This is a genomic window from Bacillus salacetis (assembly GCF_049177075.1).
Lineage (GTDB): Bacteria > Bacillota > Bacilli > Bacillales > Bacillaceae_B > Rossellomorea > Rossellomorea salacetis_A.
Window position 1 is genome coordinate 3,162,783 of the sequence record NZ_CP185377.1, and the last position, 20,648, is coordinate 3,183,430.

The 20,648-nt window shown below is 42.4% G+C and carries 21 protein-coding genes; 2 read left to right on the forward strand and 19 right to left on the reverse strand.

Annotated features, from left to right (window positions below):
* Positions 1-195 precede the first annotated feature (195 nt).
* Positions 196-1,569, forward strand: a complete 1,374-nt coding sequence (locus ACOJQI_RS16620; protein WP_421379918.1) for a glycine--tRNA ligase — start codon at positions 196-198, stop codon at positions 1,567-1,569.
* 713 nt (positions 1,570-2,282) lie between these two features.
* Here ACOJQI_RS16620 and recO read toward each other — a convergent pair.
* From recO to rpsU, 15 genes are all read right to left on the reverse strand, one after another.
* On the reverse strand, positions 2,283-3,035 hold the full coding sequence (gene recO, locus ACOJQI_RS16625) for a DNA repair protein RecO (protein WP_421379920.1): 753 nt from the start codon (positions 3,033-3,035) through the stop codon (positions 2,283-2,285).
* Positions 3,036-3,148: 113 nt separating this feature from the next.
* The gene (locus tag ACOJQI_RS16630) at positions 3,149-3,292 is read right to left on the reverse strand and encodes a YqzL family protein (RefSeq protein ID WP_421379922.1); all 144 of its coding nucleotides are present in this window, start codon (positions 3,290-3,292) and stop codon (positions 3,149-3,151) included.
* A 112-nt stretch (positions 3,293-3,404) separates the two neighbouring features.
* Positions 3,405-4,319, reverse strand: a complete 915-nt coding sequence (gene era / locus ACOJQI_RS16635) for a GTPase Era (RefSeq protein WP_421379924.1) — start codon at positions 4,317-4,319, stop codon at positions 3,405-3,407.
* A complete protein-coding gene (locus ACOJQI_RS16640) occupies positions 4,312-4,710 on the reverse strand; it encodes a cytidine deaminase (protein ID WP_421379926.1) in 399 nt (132 codons plus the stop codon). The genes era and ACOJQI_RS16640 overlap by 8 nt, the downstream gene beginning before the upstream one ends.
* Positions 4,711-4,955: 245 nt before the next feature.
* On the reverse strand, positions 4,956-5,348 hold the full coding sequence (locus ACOJQI_RS16645; RefSeq protein WP_421379928.1) for a diacylglycerol kinase family protein: 393 nt from the start codon (positions 5,346-5,348) through the stop codon (positions 4,956-4,958).
* On the reverse strand, positions 5,326-5,796 hold the full coding sequence (ybeY, locus tag ACOJQI_RS16650) for an rRNA maturation RNase YbeY (protein WP_421379930.1): 471 nt from the start codon (positions 5,794-5,796) through the stop codon (positions 5,326-5,328). Before ybeY ends, ACOJQI_RS16645 begins: the two co-directional genes overlap by 23 nt.
* Entirely contained in the window at positions 5,786-7,981 is a 2,196-nt protein-coding gene (locus ACOJQI_RS16655) for an HD family phosphohydrolase (RefSeq protein ID WP_421379932.1), read from the reverse strand. The genes ybeY and ACOJQI_RS16655 overlap by 11 nt, the downstream gene beginning before the upstream one ends.
* Before the next feature lie 176 nt (positions 7,982-8,157).
* Complete coding sequence (locus tag ACOJQI_RS16660; RefSeq protein WP_421379934.1) at positions 8,158-9,120, reverse strand: PhoH family protein; 963 nt, start codon at positions 9,118-9,120, stop codon at positions 8,158-8,160.
* Positions 9,121-9,123: 3 nt separating this feature from the next.
* Positions 9,124-10,317: a sporulation protein YqfD gene (gene yqfD / locus ACOJQI_RS16665; RefSeq protein ID WP_421379936.1), complete on the reverse strand. Its 1,194-nt coding sequence runs from the start codon at positions 10,315-10,317 to the stop codon at positions 9,124-9,126.
* Between the two features lie 19 nt (positions 10,318-10,336).
* The gene (gene yqfC / locus ACOJQI_RS16670) at positions 10,337-10,621 is read right to left on the reverse strand and encodes a sporulation protein YqfC (RefSeq protein WP_421379938.1); all 285 of its coding nucleotides are present in this window, start codon (positions 10,619-10,621) and stop codon (positions 10,337-10,339) included.
* Positions 10,622-10,689: 68 nt separating this feature from the next.
* Complete coding sequence (locus tag ACOJQI_RS16675; protein WP_421379940.1) at positions 10,690-11,127, reverse strand: hypothetical protein; 438 nt, start codon at positions 11,125-11,127, stop codon at positions 10,690-10,692.
* Between the two features lie 30 nt (positions 11,128-11,157).
* Positions 11,158-12,159, reverse strand: coding sequence for a flotillin-like protein FloA (floA, locus tag ACOJQI_RS16680; RefSeq protein WP_421379942.1), 1,002 nt, complete (start codon positions 12,157-12,159; stop codon positions 11,158-11,160).
* A gap of 25 nt (positions 12,160-12,184) precedes the next feature.
* A complete protein-coding gene (locus ACOJQI_RS16685; RefSeq protein WP_421379944.1) occupies positions 12,185-13,507 on the reverse strand; it encodes an NfeD family protein in 1,323 nt (440 codons plus the stop codon).
* A 151-nt stretch (positions 13,508-13,658) separates the two neighbouring features.
* A complete protein-coding gene (locus ACOJQI_RS16690; RefSeq protein ID WP_421379947.1) occupies positions 13,659-14,105 on the reverse strand; it encodes a GatB/YqeY domain-containing protein in 447 nt (148 codons plus the stop codon).
* A 14-nt stretch (positions 14,106-14,119) separates the two neighbouring features.
* On the reverse strand, positions 14,120-14,293 hold the full coding sequence (gene rpsU / locus ACOJQI_RS16695; protein WP_006838418.1) for a 30S ribosomal protein S21: 174 nt from the start codon (positions 14,291-14,293) through the stop codon (positions 14,120-14,122).
* A gap of 285 nt (positions 14,294-14,578) precedes the next feature.
* On the opposite strand from rpsU, the gene ACOJQI_RS16700 reads away from it, so the two are divergent.
* On the forward strand, positions 14,579-15,502 hold the full coding sequence (locus ACOJQI_RS16700; protein ID WP_421379950.1) for a Na/Pi symporter: 924 nt from the start codon (positions 14,579-14,581) through the stop codon (positions 15,500-15,502).
* A gap of 70 nt (positions 15,503-15,572) precedes the next feature.
* Here the strand turns inward: ACOJQI_RS16700 and deoC are convergent, their stop codons facing one another.
* From deoC to ACOJQI_RS16720, 4 genes are all read right to left on the reverse strand, one after another.
* A complete protein-coding gene (gene deoC, locus ACOJQI_RS16705; RefSeq protein ID WP_421379952.1) occupies positions 15,573-16,244 on the reverse strand; it encodes a deoxyribose-phosphate aldolase in 672 nt (223 codons plus the stop codon).
* Positions 16,245-16,675: 431 nt separating this feature from the next.
* Positions 16,676-18,340, reverse strand: a complete 1,665-nt coding sequence (locus tag ACOJQI_RS16710) for a glycoside hydrolase family 13 protein (RefSeq protein ID WP_421379954.1) — start codon at positions 18,338-18,340, stop codon at positions 16,676-16,678.
* Positions 18,341-18,536: 196 nt separating this feature from the next.
* Positions 18,537-19,883: a tRNA (N(6)-L-threonylcarbamoyladenosine(37)-C(2))-methylthiotransferase MtaB gene (mtaB, locus tag ACOJQI_RS16715; RefSeq protein WP_421379956.1), complete on the reverse strand. Its 1,347-nt coding sequence runs from the start codon at positions 19,881-19,883 to the stop codon at positions 18,537-18,539.
* Positions 19,884-19,888: 5 nt separating this feature from the next.
* Complete coding sequence (locus tag ACOJQI_RS16720) at positions 19,889-20,641, reverse strand: 16S rRNA (uracil(1498)-N(3))-methyltransferase (RefSeq protein ID WP_421379958.1); 753 nt, start codon at positions 20,639-20,641, stop codon at positions 19,889-19,891.
* Positions 20,642-20,648: the final 7 nt, after the last annotated feature.

Below are 20,648 nucleotides of genomic sequence, written 5' to 3' on the forward strand. Positions count from 1 at the left end.
ATAATTAGCGATCCGGGGGTGGTGAAAGCCCGGAAGACAAGGAAACGGCATTCCTGAGCATCTGAAACGAAAGTGGATATACCCAAACGTATATCAACTAGGGTGGAACCGCGGGCAAAGCTCGTCCCTAGGCATAATGCCTAGCGACGAGCTTTTTTTATTTCACTTTTTCAAAAATTTAAGGAGTTGTTGACAATGTCCATGGAAGAAATCGTTAACTTAGCAAAACACAGAGGATTCGTGTTCCCTGGGTCTGAAATATATGGAGGCCTTGCAAACACATGGGATTACGGTCCCCTTGGTGTCGAACTGAAAAATAACATCAAAAAGGCATGGTGGAAAAAATTCATACAGGAATCCCCTTATAATGTGGGGCTTGATGCTTCCATCCTGATGAACCCCCAGACATGGGTAGCATCAGGACACGTAGGAAATTTCAATGATCCGATGATCGACTGTAAAAATTGCAAGACCCGTCATCGAGCAGATAAAATCATTGAAAATGCTCTTGAAGAGAAAGGCGTTGAAATGATCGTCGATGGCCTCCCGTTTGAAAGAATGGCTGAAATCATCAATGAATATGAAATTGCCTGCCCGGACTGCGGCAGCCGTGACTTCACGGAAATCCGCCAGTTCAACCTGATGTTCAAAACACATCAAGGAGTAACCGAGTCATCCACAAATGAAATTTTCCTTCGTCCTGAAACAGCACAAGGAATTTTCGTTAACTTTAAAAATGTCCAGCGTTCCATGCGTAAAAAAGTTCCGTTCGGAATCGGACAAATCGGAAAGAGTTTCCGTAATGAAATCACTCCTGGTAACTTCACTTTCCGCACCAGGGAATTTGAACAGATGGAGCTTGAATTCTTCTGCAAGCCCGGCGAAGACCTTGAATGGCATTCCTATTGGAGAGAATTCTGTAAAAACTGGCTGTTATCCTTGGGCATGAAAGAAGACAACATGAGGCTTCGCGACCACGATGATGATGAGTTATCTCATTACAGTAATGCGACAACGGATATTGAATACAAATTCCCATTCGGCTGGGGCGAGCTATGGGGTATCTCTGACCGTACTGATTTTGACCTTAAACGCCATATGGAACATTCCAATGAAGACTTCCATTACATGGATCCCCAAACAAATGAGAAATATGTGCCTTACTGTATCGAGCCATCACTTGGAGCAGACCGTGTAACACTTGCTTACCTTTGTGATGCATATGAGGAAGAAGAACTTGAGAAAGAAACAAGGACTGTTCTTCGTTTCCATCCTGCTATTGCGCCATTCAAAGCTGCAGTTCTTCCTCTTTCCAAGAAGCTATCAGATGATGCCTTCAAAGTATATGAAGAACTGTCTAAGGACTTGATGGTTGATTTCGATGAAACAGCATCCATCGGTAAGCGCTACAGACGCCAGGATGAAATCGGTACACCATTCTGTATCACATTTGATTTTGATTCTGTGGAAGATGGTCAGGTAACGGTACGTGACCGTGACTCCATGGACCAGGTCCGCATGCCGATCAGCGAAGTAAAAGGATTCCTTGAGGAAAAGATCAATTTCTAACAATCGTTAAAATTCAAATTGAAGCTTGCTGGTGTGCGCCAGCAAGCTTTTTTATTTGTCATACTTTCCCGGGGAAGGAAATGATATCGAGCGTTTTCGGGCCGGTGAGATTCGGATTTCCGGAGGATGTTGGCCCGTTTAGAGAATTATCGGACCATCGAGATCCGAATTTCCCAGTGATGCTGGCCCATTTAGGGAGTTATCGGGCCGTTGAGACCCTATTTCCTTAATGATACTGGCCCGTTGAGGGAGTTATCGGGCCATTGAGATCCGAATTTCCAGGAGATACTGGCCCGTTTAGGGAGTTACCGGGCCGTTGAGATCCGAATTTCCCAGTGATGTTGGCCCATTTAGGGAGTTATCGGGCCATTGAGAACCGAATTTCCAGGAGATACTGGCCTGTTTAGGGAGTTACCGGGCCGTTGAGACCCTATTTCCTTAATGATACTGGCCCGTTGAGTTTGCATTCAAAAAGTTGGTTACTTTGACAGTATTTATTCGAAGCTTTTACGCAAGGTTGATTGGAGCGGAAGGTGTGCGATCTCCTGCGGGACTAGCGGGACAGATGAGACCCCGCAGGCGGAGTCGAGGAGGCTCAACGCCCGCCCCGCGGAGTCGCGCACCTGGAGCGGAAATCAACGAACTCATCCACATAGCAGCAAACTTTATGAAAAGAGCAAAAAAGCTGACAGTTAAAATACCTGTCAGCTTTCCTACATTAAATCCTTCATTCTATCGATCTGGTCCAAAAACTTTCTGGATTTTAAATAAAGACCGGAATATTCATCATAATAAGTCCTGATGATTTTTTTCAATTCTTCTTTTGTAGAATCTTTCACGGATATTTTCCCTAAGCGGTTCATATCGAAATGATAAAACAATCTTAAAAGCTTGATCGCCTGAGGCGAAACCTTATAATGGTAAGGGTCATTTTGAAGGCAGCGATGACATATGATGCCGTTTTCCTTAAAGGAAAAGGAAAATTCCCCTTCGGTTTCACCACAAACAGCGCACTTATCCAATGAAGGGTGCAACCCTAAAACAGGGAGCATTTTCATCTCAAAAATATGTGTAATGATATCAGGATCATATTCTTCATTAATATAATTCAGTGTTTGAAAGAGCATCTCGAACAAGAAAGGGTTCGGTTTCCGGTCCTCGGTCCCTTTATCAATGAGATCCACGACATAAGTAGCGTAGGCTGTTTTGAACAGATCCTCCCTTATGCTTCTCATGGATTGAATGGTCTCTGCCTGCTGCAGTGTTCCCAACCCGCTGCTCTTTTGGAAAAGAAAGTATCCGTATGTAAAGAGTTGGGAAACCGAAGACAAACGGCTGTTGGTTTTTTTAGCTCCTCTTGCCATTACCCCCACTTTCCCATTCTCTCTTGAATAAATAGTTACAATTTTATTCGATTCACCATAGTTATTTGTCCTGATGACAATTCCTTCACATTTTTGCAGCATACAGCCACCTCCCGAGGGATTAAGATAGATCGGGTGATAGCCCAGGTGATCAATCATATATTAACTCAATATAGGACAAAAAGTGCCTGAGTGCCTAGCTATGCACTACGGACTTAAGAGATAGGATGGTCTAACTCCGCTAGTTCTTCATCATAATCCAGGATTCCTTCGTCATCAGATGACTCAAGTTCTTTGAAAAGTAAATATGTGTCTATACTACCTGTTTGTGAAAACACCTTCCAGGTAAAGTCCAACATAAAAACCCCGCCTTTCATGTTTTAAACTAGCTGTTTCCTTTGTGTTATTAGATTGACCTTTTAATAAAAAAACATGAGACGTAAATATTGTAAAAGTTACAGTATTTTACAATCAATAATCATCATTGAATCCAAAATCACGCAGGTTGGATAACTTATTCCGCCAATCCTTCTGAACCTTCACCCACAGCTCCAGGTATACTTTGGAACCCAGAAGATTTTCGATATCTACCCTTGCACGCTTCCCGATTTCTTTAAGCATTCCACCTTGCTTGCCGATAATGATCCCTTTCTGGGAATCCCTTTCAACAACAATCGTAGCCATGACATCAATGACATTACCATTTCCTCTTGTTGAAATTTTCTCAATGACAACAGCAAGTGAATGAGGAATTTCTTCCCTGGTCAAATGCAATGCCTTTTCACGAATCAGTTCGGAAACAATAAACCTCTCAGGATGATCGGTGATCTGGTCCGCCGGGTAATATTGCGGACCTTCCGGCAGCTCTTTCCTGATCTCTGAAATCAAATTCTCAACATTATTTCCTTCCAGCGCGGATATTGGCACAACTGCTGCAAAATCATATAGAGCGTTATATTGTTCTATCAGCGGCAGTATTTCATCGGGATGAAGCTGGTCAATTTTGTTGAGAACCAAGAATACAGGTGTCTTGACGCCTTTAAGCTTTTCAATGATGAATTCGTCCCCTCGGCCGTATCCTTCTTCCGCGTTGATCATAAACAAAATAATGTCTACTTCCCTGAGTGTGTTCTGCGCAATCTTCATCATGAAATCCCCAAGCTTGTGCTTAGGCTTATGGATCCCCGGTGTGTCGATGAAGATCATTTGAGAATCATTTGTTGTATAAACCCCCTGGACTTTATTACGGGTCGTCTGAGGCTTATCACTCATGATCGCAATCTTTTGCCCGATGACGCGATTCAGAAAAGTGGATTTCCCTACATTAGGTCTTCCGATGATTGATATAAATCCTGATTTGTACACTTGTTGTTCGTTATTACTCATTTAAATCCTCCGGTGAAAATGCTCCTGGCAAAATTTCTGCAACTGTTAACTCTTGTATATCCCCTTTTAAATTACTCAAAACCACTTTCATATCAGGGGGACAAAGTTCTGAGATCACTTGTCTGCATGCACCGCAAGGAGGAACGGGACGATCGGTATCCGCAACCACTGCCAGTTTTTTGTACTTTTTGTCTCCTTCAGAATAAGCTTTAAACAATGCAGTTCTTTCAGCACAATTGCACATACTGTATGCTGCGTTTTCAATGTTGCAGCCATGATAGACTTTTCCGTCTTCTGTCAGCAGCGCTGCGCCAACCCCGAATTTAGAGTAAGGTACATATGCTCTATCTCTTGCTATTTTAGCTTCTGCGATTAATTGTTCATTTTTCATATTAGATCTCCTTTGATTACCCACTTTCTATTTTACTACATCTTACGTGAAAAAAAATGGGCTGTTACCGTATTGTTAAAAAATAGTTAGATAATTCTCACAAATGGACAACCGATACCATGGGTGTGAAACCATTTTATCCAACATTCGTTTAGAATTCAAATTTCCACCAAAAAATCACCTGAAACAAACGACACATAAAAAAGATTGCAGGGAATCCCTGCAATCTTTACAACAAGTCATTCTCATGTAAAAACGATCCACAATTTCGGCAGGAAAATAATAAGGCCGATGATAACGGCTCCAACAGCATAGCATAATACCGCTCCTGCCGCTATATCTTTTGCCTGTCCTGCAAGGGGGTGATAGTCTTCGGTCACCAGGTCCACCGCTCTCTCGACCGCTGTATTCATCATTTCCAAGGCGAACATTCCCGCAATGAGAAGGATGATGACAAGCCATTCCACTTTTGAAATGGAAAAAATAAATCCTGCCGCTACTGCAGCAAGGGCAGTGATAAAGTGTACCAGGAAGTTAAATTCTTTTAGAAAAACAAGCTTAATGCCCTTAATGGCGAATTTAAAGGAACGAAGAAATTTCTTCCCCGTGGAGAGATTATCTTTGTAGTCCATATCCATCAAGGATTTCCTTTTGTCTGCCAAACATCCGCTTTTCATCTTCCTCATTCATGTGGTCATACCCGAGGAGATGCAAGAAGCCGTGCAAGGCAAGGAAACCAAGCTCCCGTGAAAAAGAATGACCATATTCATCAGCCTGCTCTTTCGCTTTCTCGACAGAGATGATGATGTCCCCCAAGATACGCGGGATTCCCTCTCCGACAACTTTGGTTTCATCTTCACCAAGTTCTTCAAGCGCAAAAGAAATCACATCCGTCGGCTGGTCCTTGTCTCGGTATTCTTTATTGATTTCCTGTATCCGCTCATTCGTAACAAATGAAAGGGTCAATTCGCTTGCCGGCTCAACCTTTTCCTGCCCCGCTGCGTAATCGAGGAGGCTTTGAACCAGCTCTCTGTCTGATTCAGAGAGCTTTTTCGTTTCATCCAAAAAATCAATTTCAAGATTCATGTGCTAGCTCCTTTCCCTTCGCTTCCGGATATTCGATCCGGGAGTGAAATATTCCATTTAATGATTCACAAAACGTTTTCTTTACTATATCCAATTCTTTAAGTGTTATATCACATTCGTTGAACTGTCCATCCTGGAGCCTGTCTTTTACAATATTATCCACAAGCTTTTTAATTTCTTCCGTGGTCGGATTTTTCATGGACCTTACTGCCGCCTCTACACTATCTGCGATGTTAATGACAGCTGCCTCCTTGGTCTGAGGTTTTGGTCCGGGATATCTGAATGAGTCCTCATCCAAATCTTCATTTTCTTTCAAAGCCTTATAATAAAAATATTTGAGAAGAGTCGTCCCATGATGCTGTTCGGCAATATCAATGAACTCCTTAGGAAGCTTATACTTCCTCAACATCTCTGCTCCGTCAGTTGCATGGCTGATAATAATATCCCTGCTTCGTTCAGGCGATAAATGATCGTGCGGGTTACCGGCATTCATCTGATTCTCAATAAAATAACGGGGACGGACTGTTTTCCCAACATCATGATAATAGCAGCCCACTCTGGCAAGCAATCCATTTGCACCGATGGATTCACAGGCTGTTTCCGCCAGGTTAGCCACCATCACACTATGATGATAGGTCCCCGGAGCCTCCGTAAGCAGTTTCTTTAAAAGCGGGTGATTGGGATTGGAGAGTTCGACGAGCTTCATCGCTGTCAAAATCCCAAATCCTGCTTCAAAAAACGGCAGGAATCCTATAGTCAATACTGCCGCACCTATTCCTGACACAAACCCGTAAACGATAAAATAAGTGTATTCCATATTTGAATAGCTTACTCCACGCAGGAATAGCAGGAATAGGATGATCAATACATTCACCAGCGAAACAAATAATCCGGCCTGAAGGATATTTGCCCTGTTTTTCCGGCTCGATAAGAATAGGACACCCGCAAGCCCGCTGAACATAATATAAATGGCCATTTCTATATCAATTGCACCTGTTATTTCATAATGGAACACAATGCTCCCGCAGGCTGCAAGGATCATGACCATAAGCATGGCAATTCTTTCATTCAGCATGATTCTGATCAGCATTCCTGCCATGGCGGCAGGGAACAAGAACCCTACTCTGTCTAAATCAAGTTCTTTCATTAAGGCAGTGATCTTCATCAAGATGAGACTGATAACGAATATTAGGCTTAACAGAATGAGACGGTTTTGTTTTCTTTCTTCAGGAAGATCCCAGTTATGAAAGTGATAGTAGATCGCTCCAATCGCGAGAACAACAAATATCCCCAGGCCGATAAAAGGTTTTTTAGGTGTTTCGCTGGAAAGAAGCCCTAATAATTCCAGCTGCCTATAGTCCTCATGGGTAATCATTTGTCCTTGCTGAACAATGACTTCCCCTTCAATGATTTCTTCACGATTCACTTCTTCCATTGCTTCCTGCTTTTTCTGCTCAGTTAAATTCTTATCAAATATTTCAGTAGGAATAATGGCAAACCTGCTTAAAGATAATGCCGCTTCAATCATTGGTGATGGAAGGTTCAATGCTCTTAACCTTGTATCCAGCTTTTCGTTTACCGAATAAAGGTCCTCTTCATATATTTTATCACTCATTGTGGATTCAATCTGGGAAACAACCACCGTGTTGACCCGATTGAGCTCATCATCATTTAAGGTAAGCAGAGTTCTAAATACGCTGTCCGGGATGCTTTGGGTTATACTGTCTCTGACATTGACATTTTTCGTAAGCTGCGTTTTCAGCAATGCCAGCTTTTCATCGGTTGTCAGCTCGGCCTCAGGTTCAATTCCCTCTCCCTCTTCATCCCCCGGCTGCCCTTCTGCTGCTGGAGTTTGTTCTTTCCCGATCTCTTTTATAACTTCGAAAATTGAATTGATGAGAGAGACCCGGTTTTCAACAACATCCGGCTGCCGGGTGTATTGGTTGGGCACTTCTTCAGCTGCTTCATCCCGCTTCTTCTGTGTCAATACATCATCCGTAATCGTCTTAGGCGACCTGATTGTTACATCGGCGGTTTCAAATACATTCACGTCATACTTTTCCGGTTTGACGTTGCCGTAAAGAACTCCGTAAAGCAGTAAACCCAATAAAACAAAAATGAGAAGCGTAAAAACTTTATAACTCAATATCGAACGAATTTTATTGATATAAGGCTGAAACTTCATCAGAATCCTCCCGGCTGGTTTGTAGATATGTATAGAGGGTGAATTTTCTATTAATTATGTAAAATGATAACAGTTTTTGGAGGGGATTGCACCCTCTATTTTCAGCTTTGTATGTATTTTCCAGTTTTTCGGAAACATAAGAAAACGGCCTGCGGAAATGATCCGCAAGCCGTTTTTCACATTGTATTTTTTTCATAAGCATTGATGATTTTTCCGACAAGCGGGTGGCGGACAACATCAGATTGCTCAAGATAAACAAAAGCGAGACCTTTTATATCCTTTAGGATTTTTTCCGCGGTGACCAGCCCTGATTGTGCCCCTTTAGGCAAATCGACCTGTGACCTGTCACCATTGATGATCATCTTTGACTCAAAGCCAAGTCTTGTCAGGAACATCTTCATTTGGGCTTGTGTAGTATTTTGTGCTTCGTCCAGTATGACAAAGGCGTCATCCAGCGTTCTTCCTCTCATATAGGCAAGGGGAGCGATTTCGATGGTCCCTCTTTCAATCAGCCTTTGGGTATGGTCAGCCCCCAGGACATCATTGAGTGCATCATACAGGGGCCTTAGATATGGATCCACCTTTTCCTTCAGATCACCCGGCAGGAAGCCGAGGCTTTCCCCTGCTTCGACAGCAGGCCTGGTCAGGATGATCCTTTTCACCATCCCATTTTTCAGGGCGTGTACAGCCATGACTACAGCCAAATAGGTTTTCCCCGTTCCAGCGGGACCGATCCCGAACACAAGGTCATTATTCCGGATGGCATGGATGTACTGGCGCTGTCCAAGTGTCTTCACCCTTATCGGCTTGCCTTTGGCATTCTTTGTTATTTCTTCATTGTATAAATCCTCAAAGTATTCCAAGGTTCCCTGCTTGGCCATTTGCAGAGCGTAGGTGACATCGCGCTGGCTGATATTGATTCCTTTGCGGATGACAAAGAGAAGCCGGTTAAGAATTTCCTGTGCCGTTGCGACATCTTGCTCTTCACCTGAGATATATACAGATTCTCCACGGGTAACAATTGAAACCGATAATTCATTTTCCAATGACTTCAAATGTGAATCTGAAACCCCGAAAAGTGCAATCGCTTCGTTCGGATTATCAAGTTGTATGTTTGTAGTATTTAATTCATCTGGCATTACTCAGTCTCCTTGAATGATTGGTTGTCCGACAGCTATGTCTTCAATTACCTTAAAGTGTACGTTTAACCTTACTTTACCATTTTCAATCTGTTCGTGTAAAACTTTTTCCCCGATTACCTTTGCATCTTCCGGAAGACTTGCTTTCAAGTTATCCCTTGCAAGCTCTTTAGCTGTTGCTATTGCCTCTTTCCTGGTGTATTTCCTCGTAACGTCTTCCTTTTCCTTAACCGTTTTCTCAACATAAGTAACCGGCAATTCCCACTTAAGGAACTTTATCTTGTTTTCGCTGATTTCTTCTACACTGTTTTTATATTCTATCTTTCCCCAACCCCAGATCGGTAACCGGAATTGGCCGAAGGAAATATAATGCTTTATTTCCTCATTGCCGCTGAATACCTCAAAATCAGTAGTCAATGGTAATTCTACATTTGTTTTATACCACACTTCCCCAAAAATAACACCCTTTGCCGGCACTGCTTTCTTTTCTTCCTGTTCTTCCTTTCCGATCAATCCTGAAACCAAAAGCTGTCCTTTCTGAACATAGTCATTCACTTCAACTATCGGCATCCCTTCTTCCACAAACACCTCTTTAATGACCGCCTTCTTCTTTGCAATGAGATTCCTTGCCCCGAGTTGTTCCTCTTCTTCCGGTTCATTCTTCTCGACTACTTGAAAGTGGTAGGTTGTCCCCTTTAATTCGACACCGACCCAAGTGATGTTATTCATCCTGTTACTGAGTTCACGCTGAATGCTTTCTACATCAGGAATCGAAAATTGAAATTTCCCTTTCTTAATACCCATCTCCTGCAGCTGCTTCTCAATCTCGTATTGTGTTTGCGGGCTTGCTCCTTTTATACTGATTCCCCAGACCATATTGGACAATAGAAGAATCAAAAACAGGAAAGAGACTGCCCCAATTAAGAAACCGCTGTTTTTCAGAGTCCTCTTCCAAAGAAAAGGGGAGCCTTGTCCCCTCAAAAAAGTGACACGGCAGTCAAATCTTCTGACTGCACGCCTGAAATTATGTAGATCATTGAGGGATAGATAAAAGGTAAAGATCTGTTCCCCTGCCCTTTTTACTTGCCAGACAGCAATTTGAGATCTGGTAATTTCATTAATGAACCGCTCGATTCCCTTTCCTTCAACCTTAACAAGTACTTTTCCTGTAAAAAACGTCATCCACTGGTTCTTCAAACCAACCCCTCCTGTTTCTTTACTGATCGAGATAAGCGACTTCCACTATTTTCCCTTCAAGCAGAATTTCTTCTGGGAGAATCATCTTTATAACAAAAGACTGACCTTTTATCAGAAGCTGCCCTTGTTTAAGGAGCAGGCGTACTTCATTATCAGTGAAGGTCAAAAGCCCTCTGTGATTTTCTATATAAATATGAATCTGTCCAATCATGGTGATGCGGGGAAGGTCCATCATGACATCTTCCGGAAGGTCCATTGTTTTGGTCATCCACTGGCGCGCTTTTTGAACCCATTTTTTTGCCATACAAAAAGAACCCCCTTTCATCTCATATTTATGAAATAAAAGGGGGTTTCATCACTGTTATTTTATTTTCAGCCCCGCCAGTTGCGTTTCTTCGCCCTTGGGGGTCCTAAAATTTCAGATAAAACGATTCCTTTAACAATATCGTCGCTTCCCAATTTTCTCAGATCCACTCTGTCTCTGCGTTCTTCAACTGTTGATGCAGTCTTCATTTTCACACTTTGAGCTCGCTCGTGATACATTTTTTCCCGGGATTTTAGGTCGGCAATACGTTTTTTAGCCTCTTCTTGTTTTTCAAGGAACTTATTTTTCCCTTGAGTCTCAATTACTTCAATTCCCTTATCAAAGTATTCCTGCGGATCAGGCTTTTCTTCCCAGGCAGGAGCCTGTTCAGGCTCAGTACGCTGGGGTCTCGGCGAGCGGGGCTCCTGTTCAGAAGGATCGCGCTTCATCCTGTTGAAAAGCATACTGATCAATCCCGCGATGACAAGGAATATCAGATTTTCCATAAAGAGATCCCCTTTCTATAAAGAGAAGATCTATTCATCTTGGCCCTCTTCATTCTTATCTCCAGTCAACTTGCCGATGGAGCCTCTCATTTCTGTATCGGCATCTATGTTCTTGTAATTCATATAATCCATAACACCGATATTACCGGATCTCAAAGCTTCCGCCATAGCCAGCGGCACTTCAGCTTCGGCTTCCACTACCTTCGCTCTCATTTCCTGAACACGGGCTACCATTTCCTGCTCATTCGCCACAGCCATAGCTCTTCGTTCTTCAGCTTTGGCCTGGGCAATATTTTTATCTGCTTCCGCCTGCTCTGTCTGAAGCTCGGCTCCAATATTTTTCCCGATATCAACATCCGCGATATCAATCGACAGAATTTCAAACGCCGTTCCGGCATCCAGACCCTTGGTAAGGACCGTTTGGGAAATCATATCAGGATTTTCCAGAACCTTTTTATGATTGCTGGAGGAACCGATTGTGGAGACAATCCCTTCCCCGACACGGGCAACAATTGTATCTTCACCAGCACCTCCGACTAATCGGTCGATATTGGCTCTTACTGTGATACGTGCTTTTGCTTTCACTTCTATTCCATCCATCGCAACACCGGCAATGAAAGGAGTTTCGATAACTTTAGGGTTAACGCTCATTTGTACGGCTTCCAGAACGTCACGGCCCGCAAGGTCGATCGCCGCACATCTTTCAAATGTCAACTCAATATTTGCACGGTGTGCAGCAATCAACGCATTCACCACGCGGTCAACATTACCTCCTGCAAGGTAATGGCTCTCAAGCTGATTGATGGTAACGGTCAAGCCTGCTTTGTGAGCTTTGATCAGCGGGTTGATGATACGGCTTGGGATAACCCTTCTTAATCTCATCCCAACCAGTGTGAAAATACTTATCCTTACTCCCGCAGCAATCGCTGAAATCCACAGCATGACGGGTACAAATGTGAACAGCACTCCCAAGAATATGAGGCCGACTACCACGGCTACGATTACTAATATTGTGCTTGCATCTAGAACCATTTCATTTCCTCCTTCAATTCACGTGTTATTCTATTTCTCTTACTACTGTTCTGGATCCTTCAACTTTGACAACTCTTACTGGTTTATCTTTAGCGATGAAGCCGCCTTCAGTAACAGCATCGATTCTTTCATCATCGATTACAATGGTACCGGAAGGGCGTAATGGTGTTTTTGTAACACCAGTTGCTCCAATCAACTCCAAACGATTTACATTTGAAACATATCCACTTTCGGTATTAGTGGAATCTTTTAGAATGATTTTATTAAAGAAATTCATCTTTTTACCAAACACTTTGACAAACACCACCATTGCAATGATTGCGACCGTCAGCGCTATCAATAATGAAATCCCCATCGTAACAACATTGCCTCCAGCCATCAGGATACTCCCAATGACGGCTCCTATCCCTAAGATCCCGGCAATACCCCCAGGAAGGAAAAACTCGGCTATAATCAACCCTATACCAATAACAAAGAGAATCAATGTTTCGTAACCTGCCAAGCCCGCAACCAAGTGGCCATAGAAAAACAGCAGCAGTGATGCCAGACCAATGGAACCGGCTACACCAAATCCCGGAGAATATAATTCAACAACCAAACCTAAACTTGCAAGCGAAAGAAGTATAGGCACGACAACCGGATTGGTAATAAATCGTGCAAGTGTTTCTGCAAAGCTTTCCTCTACATTTACCACTTCAGCATTTTCCAGGCCAAGCTGCTGTAAAAGTTCATCCATGTTACTGACTGTACCTTCGGAGTATCCCACTGACGCTGCTGTTTTGGAATCCAAGGTTAAAAGTTCCCCTTCAGCTGCACCTGCTTCGGGAAGGTCGACTGATTTGTCAGCCATGGCTAACGCATACTTCGGATCCCTGTCACTTGTTTCTGCAGCACTTTTCATTGCTGCCAGCCAGTAGCTTTGTGCTTTTTCATCTGCTGAATTACCAGCTTGGTCAATGATGGCAGCAGCTCCCATTGTCGCATTGGGAACCATGTAAATTTCATCTGCGTGCAGTGAAATGAACGCTCCTGCTGAAAGGGCACGGTTATCAACAAAGGCAACTGTCTTTATCTCAGTATTATCCAGCAGCTTTCCTATGTTCCCCGCAGCATCGACCAGTCCGCCAGGAGTATCGATATGAAAAATGATCGTATCGGCTCCTGCCTCCCGAGCGTCATTAATACCCCTGTTCAAAAAAGCGTATAGACCTTTTTCAACTTCTTTTTCTATTGGTATGACATAAACCAGTTCATCTTGCGCTTTAGTATTGAATGGAAAGGTCCCAATAAGTGAAGCAGCAAGCAAGAGCAGTAAACCACCTATATAAATTTTTCTTAATAACTTCAAAACCTCACCCCTTTCGGTTTATCAAGAAAATATGACAAGTTGTTTATATTATGTACGATTGGGATAAAAAAAGGTTTCATTTTTTTAATTCACTTTTTTGTATTTACCTAATAAAAAATGAGAAGCGGAATACCGCTTCTCATTTTCATTGTTAAGATAAATGATTTTGAACAAGTTTATTGACGAGAGCTCCATCAGCTTTCCCTTTAACTTTAGGCATGATAGCCCCCATCACCTTACCCATATCTGCCTTGGATTCTGCACCGGTATCAGCAATTGCTTGCTTGATGATCTCAGATACTTCATCTTCAGACAGCTGTTCAGGCATATATATTTCGACATAAGTCAGTTCCTTTTGAATTTTTTCAACGAGATCTTCGCGACCTGCGTTTTGAAATTCCTGGAGGGAGTCTTTGCGTTGCTTAACTTCTCGAGAAAGGACAGTCAACTCTTCATCTTGAGAAAGCTCCTGTTTTCCATGCTTAATCGCTTCATTTTGCAATGCCGCTTTCAGCATGCGGATAACAGAGAGTTTATCTTTCTCTTTATTCCTCATAGCTTGTTTCATATCATTATTTAAACGATCGAGAAGACTCATATATACACCCTCTCTTAGAACTTACGTTTTCTGGCTGCTTCAGATTTCTTCTTACGCTTCACGCTTGGCTTTTCATAGAATTCGCGCTTTCTGTACTCTTGCAAAGTTCCTGTTTTAGAAACTGAACGTTTGAAGCGACGAAGAGCATCTTCAAGCGATTCGTTTTTACGAACAACTGTTTTTGACATCTCTCTTTCCCTCCCTCCGAAACACTGCACTTACATGTTCAAGTAAAGACCTTGGCAATTTGCCATCCACTAAGGGCATCTGACAATACCTAGCTGCCCTTCACTTTGCTGCTAATAAGTACAGCCTTTTACAGAAAGTTATCTTTCTGTATGGATAATTAAATCCATTCACTTTGCAATTATAATATAAGCATTCCATAAGGTCAACAATTTCCGAGTAATTGCTCGTATAAATAGACATGTATTTGGCTCGTTGCTAATAAAGTGTAGAAGGAGGGAGAGGACATGCTTCATTTATTTTTTTTCTTATTATTGATTTTCAGTTTTTTACTGGGAATGTTTTGGCTGAAAAGCGGACTCTACAACATGGCTGGAGCAAGAATGAGGGGATTGATTTTCAAATGGACCGATGCACCCTGGAAGGGATTTATTATTGGGATTATTGTTACAGCAATCCTGCAGAGCAGTTCAGCTGTCATGGTTTTGACAATTGGATTTGTCTCTGCAGGCATCCTTACTTTCAGGCAGTCAATCGGCATTATTCTTGGGACCAATATCGGAACTACCCTGACTTTAGAAATCATTTCATTGGATATTGGCTTCTTAAGTCTTCCGTTAGTGGCTGGTGCAATTCTTTTATTAATCCTCCCGAATCGCAATATCAACCCTCTGGGATTGGCCATGCTGGGGCTGGCCTTGATTTTTGTCAGCATGCGGGGCTTCGAGGAATTGGCCGGACCTCTGGCTGATCAGGACTTCATTCATACGTTAATGGAAAATTCCAATGCATCTCCAATATTCTCTGTAATCCTGGGCACGGTTTTAACGGGACTCGTTCAATCAAGCACAGTGATTACCGGCATTGCCATGAGTTTTGTTGATGCAGATATTATTACTATCTTTGCGGGGATTGCCATTATGCTTGGCGCCAATATTGGTACATGTGTCACTTCCTATATCGCCGGAATCGGCAGCGGAAGGACAACTAAAATGACAGTTTATGCCCATATCTGGCTCAACGTCATTGGGGTTTTATTGTTTTTCCCTTTTATTGATGACTTGGGTGAACTTGTCAGAGCAGCGTCTCAAAATCCCGAATTGCAGCTGGCACATGCCAGCCTCGCCTTTAATGTCATTTGTTCTGTTTTTGTCCTGCCGTTTTCCGGTTTATTCGCAAAAATGATTGAACGGCTTCATGGAAAAGAATGAGGGCTTCATTGCTTGATAAATTAAAACTAAGGATAATATAAAAAGACAGCCTGCGGGCTGTCTTTTCATCTTAGTAATCCGAATCACCAGTTAATCCTTGAACGATTTGAACTCCGGAGCTTGCACCGATTCTTGTTGCTCCAGCTTCAATCATGTTCTTTGCATCTTCTACACTTCTTACACCGCCTGATGCTTTCACACCGATATCCGGTCCAACTGTTTTTCTCATTAGCTTAATATCTTCTATAGTCGCTCCACCTGTAGAGAAACCTGTAGATGTTTTGACGAAGTCTGTGCCTGCTTCAACAGCAAGTCTGCACGCTCTCTCTTTTTCTTCATCAGTAAGGAGGCTTGTCTCAATGATTACTTTTGTCAATGCCTTCCCTTTTGCGGCAGCTGTTACTGCCTGGATATCCTGCTTCACCAAGTCATCATTTCCATCTTTCAGAGCACCGATATTGATAACCATGTCAACTTCAGTAGCACCTTTTTCAATTGCATCCTTGGTTTCGAATGCTTTAGTTTCTGATGTAGTCGCTCCTAATGGGAAACCGATTACAGTACAAACTTTTACATCAGTCCCTTTCAAAAGCTCTGCTGAATATTTCACCCATGTAGGATTGACACATACAGAAGCAAATTTATATTCTTTCGCTTCTTCACAGATTTTTGTTACTTGATCTTTTGTTGAGTCCGCTTTCAATAATGTATGGTCGATCATTTTTGCAATATTGTTTTCCATAAGTAACACTCCTCCAACAAGTTGTCCGTACCTCTTTATTTTAACAAAGGTTAGATGAATATACGAATTTTTTAAGGAAATAAAATTCCGGACATCATTTTCTTAGTGTATCCAAAATAAAAAAAGATCAAGATTAATCCTGATCTTTTTCTTGGCAGTTTTTGCAAAAAGAGTTGATTTTCGCTACAGGCGCACGACTCCGCGGGGCGTGCGGTGAGCCTCCTCGGCTTCGCCTGCGGGGTCTCACCTGCCCGCTAATCCCGCAGGAGGTCGTACACCTTCCGCTACAATCAACGCTGGATATAGAATGAGTGAAAAACAACAATTTTTTAGAAAAGAGCTTTTTTAAATATGATTCTTTTAGTCAAGAGCAGTAATCTCAGCCACAAAATTATGAATCAAATCGAGGCATTCGTCTTTTCAACCGAAGATTAGTTTACTCTATATACTCTAGTTTCATAAGGCATCAGTTCAACCTTGTTTACGTTGCTGTGCTCTTCTACCGTGTAATTGTTCAGGAGGAGTCCTTCTGATCCAACTTTGATTTCTTCGAGTTCTGCTTCGGCTTTCTTTGTCGAAAGGTTTGCCACAACCAGGACTTTTTCATTTTCAAGTGTTCTTGTATAAGCATAGATTTGCTTGTGCTTCGGAAGAATCAAGTCATAGACTCCGTATGTGAAGATCTGATTTTCTTTCTTGATGGCAATCATCTTTTTATAGAATGACAAGATGGAGTCTTCATCTTTAAGCTGAGCATCGACATTGATGCTCTTATAGTTAGGGTTCACTTTCATCCACGGGGTTCCTTCTGAGAATCCACCATTCTTATCATCAGACCATTGCATTGGTGTACGGCTGTTATCTCTAGCTGAAGCCCAGATGATTTCCATGATGTCCTCATGGGATACGCCTTCTTCACGTTTCAACTTATACAGATTCTTTACGGCAACATCATCATAGTCTTCAATTGAAGGGAATTGGACATTTGTCATCCCGATTTCCTGGCCTTGATAAATAAATGGTGTCCCCTGCATCAAGAAATACATCGCTGCCATTGCAGTGGCACTTTCTTTCCAATATTCTTCATCATTGCCCCAAGTTGAAACGACACGCGGCTTATCATGGTTTTCAATGAACAGCGCATTCCAGCCATTGCCTTCCAGACCTTTTTGCCAGCGGCTCAACACTTTCTTCAATTCCACTATATCAAGGTCAGGATTCGTTTCAGCATCCCATAGTCCAAGGTGCTCAAACTGGAATATCATATCCATTTTCCCTTTTTCCTCTCCTACCCAAAGATCTGCCTCATCTGCTGTTACTCCATTTGCTTCACCTACAGACATGACATCATAATTTGCATAGGTTTTGTCTTTGAATTCCTGAAGAAATGTATGAATTCCTTTTTGGTTCATATGCATATCGAAAGAAGATACATATTTTTTGTTTTTCGGATTTGGCATATCTGGCAGGCCCGGACGTTTTTTGATGTGGCTGATGGCATCGATCCTGAAGCCGTCAATCCCTTTGTCCAGCCACCAATTTACTGTATCATAAAGAGCTTCCCGCACTTCTTCGTTCTCCCAGTTCAGATCAGGCTGCTTCGTTGAGAAAACATGTAAATAATACTGTTCAGTTTGTTCATCATATTCCCAGGCAGATCCTCCGAAGATACTCTCCCAGTTATTCGGCTCTTTTCCGTTCTTGCCGTCACGCCAAATGTACCAGTCACGTTTCTCATTATTAATTGAAGATCGTGATTCAATGAACCAGCGGTGTTCATCACTGGTATGATTAAGAACTAAATCAATGATTAATTTCATGCCTCTTGAATGGACTTCCTTCAAAAGATTATCAAAGTCTTCCATCGTTCCGAAATCTTCCATGATATCCTGATAATCCGAGATGTCATATCCATTATCATCATTAGGGGATTTGTACATGGGACAAATCCAAATGACATCGACGCCAAGATCTTTTACATAATCCAGCCTTTGAATGATTCCTTGCAGATCACCGATACCGTCTCCATTTGAATCCTGAAAGCTGCGGGGGTATATTTGATAGCCAACGGCTTCCTTCCACCATACTTTTTTCATTGTAAAACACCTCGTAAAATTTTTTTCAATTCAAGGAATAATTTAATGCGCAATCGTTTGCACTAATAGATAAAAAAAAGAAGAATTGTTTGCGCTTTCTTATACCTACTTAGTTTACAGCTAAATGGGAAACTAATCAATAAGGTTTTTTAGAAAAATAATAAAGCCGGCTCATAAATGAACCGGCTTCCAGCTTTTAGCTGGCTGCTGTTGTTTTTTCTTCTTCTAAAACCCTGACAAATTGTCCTTCATTATATGGATAGCCCGCTTTGGAAATTTTCACTTTCACAAGCTTTCCTACCATATCTTCTGTTGCAGGGAAAATCACTTTCAGATAGTTATCCGTATATCCTACATACAGGCCGCTGTCAGGCTCTTCTTTATAGATTTCTTCAGGAATGACTTCCAGCACTTCATCTTCAAACTGTGATGCATATTCTTTTGCAAGCTGGTTGGACAGCTCAATTAAGCGATGCACACGTTCATTTTTGATTTCTTCATCGATTTGGTCGGTCATTCTTGCTGCCGGTGTACCCGTACGTTTTGAATAAGGGAAGACATGGAGTTCAGAAAACTTGTGATCCTTGATAAAATTATACGTTTCCATGAATTCTTCTTCTGTCTCCCCAGGGAAACCTACGATGACATCTGATGTCACCGCAAGACCTGGAAGAGCTTTTTTAAGCTTCTCAAGTCTTTCAGCAAAGAATTCCATTGTGTATTTCCTTCTCATTCTCTTCAGTACAGTGTTTGAACCAGACTGGAGCGGAATGTGCAAGTGCCTTACAACTAATTTGGAATTATCGATGACTTCAATGACTTCATCCGTCAATTGGCTTGCTTCGATGGAAGATATTCTAATGCGTTTCAGCCCCTGGACCTTCTCTTCAAGGTCGCGGAGAAGCATAGCAAGATTATAATCTTTCATATCCTCACCATAGCCGCCTGTATGGATTCCAGTCAGGACGATCTCTTTGTAGCCCGCATCTACAAGCTGCTGAGCCTGGCGGACTACTTCCTCTGGATCTCGTGACCGCATCAGCCCTCTTGCCCAAGGGATGATACAGAAAGTACAGAAGTTGTTACAGCCTTCCTGAATTTTCAAAGATGCACGTGTACGGTCGGTAAATGCAGGAACTTGAAGTTCTTCATATACACGATTCTTCATGATGTTTCCTACGCCGTTGATCGGCTGTCTTTCTTCTTTAAACTGTTCAATATACTCAAGCATCTTCCTGCGGTCCTGAGTACCCACAACGATATCCACTCCAGGAATCGCCATGATTTCAGCAGGAGAAGTCTGGGCATAACATCCCGTTACACAAATGACTGCATCAGGGTTTTTCCTGATAGCACGTCTGATAACCTGGCGGCTTTTTTTATCACCTGTGTTTGTAACTGTACATGTGTTGATGACATAGACATCCGCTGTATTCTCATATTCAAGGCGTTCATAGCCCTGTTCTTTAAATAATTGCCAAATAGCCTCTGTTTCATAGTGATTCACTTTACAACCGAGGGTATGAAAAGCTACTGTTGGCATATTTTTCACCTCATTAGTTCAAATTGATAGGATGCTGCAGACAGCAAGTAAAATGGAGCTGTTTCTGCACGCATGATTCTGGGCCCTAAGCCACATGAGACAAATCCATGGTCTCTGAGTGTAACTACTTCTTTTTCAGTCAAGCCGCCTTCCGGTCCGAAAACGGCAAGAATACGGTCACCTGGCTTTGCTGCTTTTAAAATGCCGGCCAGGTTGCTTTGTTCCCCTGTTTTGGCATCCTCTTCAAAAGCAACAATCTTATAATCGTAGTCACCGGAAAGGTTCAGCAGTGCTTTAAGCGAAATAGGTGAATGGACTTTAGGGACATGCTGGCGGTGGGACTGCTCAGCGGCCTCCTTGGCTATTTTCTCCCATCGCTCAACCTTCTTCTTCGCTTTCTTTTCGTCCCATTTAACAATTGAGCGATCTGCGGTAAAAGGGACAAATTCTTCTGCACCTAGCTCGGTCCCTTTCTGGATGATCAACTCCAATTTATCCCCTTTTGGCAGTCCGCTCACGATTGTGATTTTCACAGGCATTTCCTTTTCATCTGTTTCCCATTGTACTACCCCTGCTTCCAGGTAGTCACTGGAAATCGTTTCAATTTTCGCTTTTGCTGATTTCCCGTCTGGAAAAACAACATAGAATGAGCTGTCCTTTGTCATTCTCATAACACGGACAATATGATGAAAGTTTTCTCCACCTATGATTAAAGGACTTCCTTCTTGATACTGCTGGTCTACAAAATATCTTTGCATCGGTGAT

Bases quoted from the DNA above. Each gene is read 5' to 3' on its own strand.
- ACOJQI_RS16675 (WP_421379940.1), bottom strand. From the start codon at position 11,127: ATGGAAAATCTGATATTCCTTGTCATCGCGGGATTGATCAGTATGCTT.
- deoC (WP_421379952.1), bottom strand. From the start codon at position 16,244: ATGGAAAACAATATTGCAAAAATGATCGACCATACATTATTGAAAGCG.
- ACOJQI_RS16710 (WP_421379954.1), bottom strand. From the start codon at position 18,340: ATGAAAAAAGTATGGTGGAAGGAAGCCGTTGGCTATCAAATATACCCC.
- ACOJQI_RS16640 (WP_421379926.1), bottom strand. From the start codon at position 4,710: ATGAAAAATGAACAATTAATCGCAGAAGCTAAAATAGCAAGAGATAGA.
- ACOJQI_RS16620 (WP_421379918.1), top strand. From the start codon at position 196: ATGTCCATGGAAGAAATCGTTAACTTAGCAAAACACAGAGGATTCGTG.
- ybeY (WP_421379930.1), bottom strand. From the start codon at position 5,796: ATGAATCTTGAAATTGATTTTTTGGATGAAACGAAAAAGCTCTCTGAA.
- rpsU (WP_006838418.1), bottom strand. From the start codon at position 14,293: ATGTCAAAAACAGTTGTTCGTAAAAACGAATCGCTTGAAGATGCTCTT.
- ACOJQI_RS16630 (WP_421379922.1), bottom strand. From the start codon at position 3,292: ATGTTGGACTTTACCTGGAAGGTGTTTTCACAAACAGGTAGTATAGAC.
- ACOJQI_RS16660 (WP_421379934.1), bottom strand. From the start codon at position 9,120: ATGCCAGATGAATTAAATACTACAAACATACAACTTGATAATCCGAAC.
- ACOJQI_RS16690 (WP_421379947.1), bottom strand. From the start codon at position 14,105: ATGAGTCTTCTCGATCGTTTAAATAATGATATGAAACAAGCTATGAGG.
- recO (WP_421379920.1), bottom strand. From the start codon at position 3,035: ATGCTGCAAAAATGTGAAGGAATTGTCATCAGGACAAATAACTATGGT.
- floA (WP_421379942.1), bottom strand. From the start codon at position 12,159: ATGGTTCTAGATGCAAGCACAATATTAGTAATCGTAGCCGTGGTAGTC.
- ACOJQI_RS16700 (WP_421379950.1), top strand. From the start codon at position 14,579: ATGCTTCATTTATTTTTTTTCTTATTATTGATTTTCAGTTTTTTACTG.
- ACOJQI_RS16720 (WP_421379958.1), bottom strand. From the start codon at position 20,641: ATGCAAAGATATTTTGTAGACCAGCAGTATCAAGAAGGAAGTCCTTTA.
- ACOJQI_RS16655 (WP_421379932.1), bottom strand. From the start codon at position 7,981: ATGAAGTTTCAGCCTTATATCAATAAAATTCGTTCGATATTGAGTTAT.
- yqfC (WP_421379938.1), bottom strand. From the start codon at position 10,621: ATGGCAAAAAAATGGGTTCAAAAAGCGCGCCAGTGGATGACCAAAACA.
- mtaB (WP_421379956.1), bottom strand. From the start codon at position 19,883: ATGCCAACAGTAGCTTTTCATACCCTCGGTTGTAAAGTGAATCACTAT.
- ACOJQI_RS16645 (WP_421379928.1), bottom strand. From the start codon at position 5,348: ATGGATATGGACTACAAAGATAATCTCTCCACGGGGAAGAAATTTCTT.
- era (WP_421379924.1), bottom strand. From the start codon at position 4,319: ATGAGTAATAACGAACAACAAGTGTACAAATCAGGATTTATATCAATC.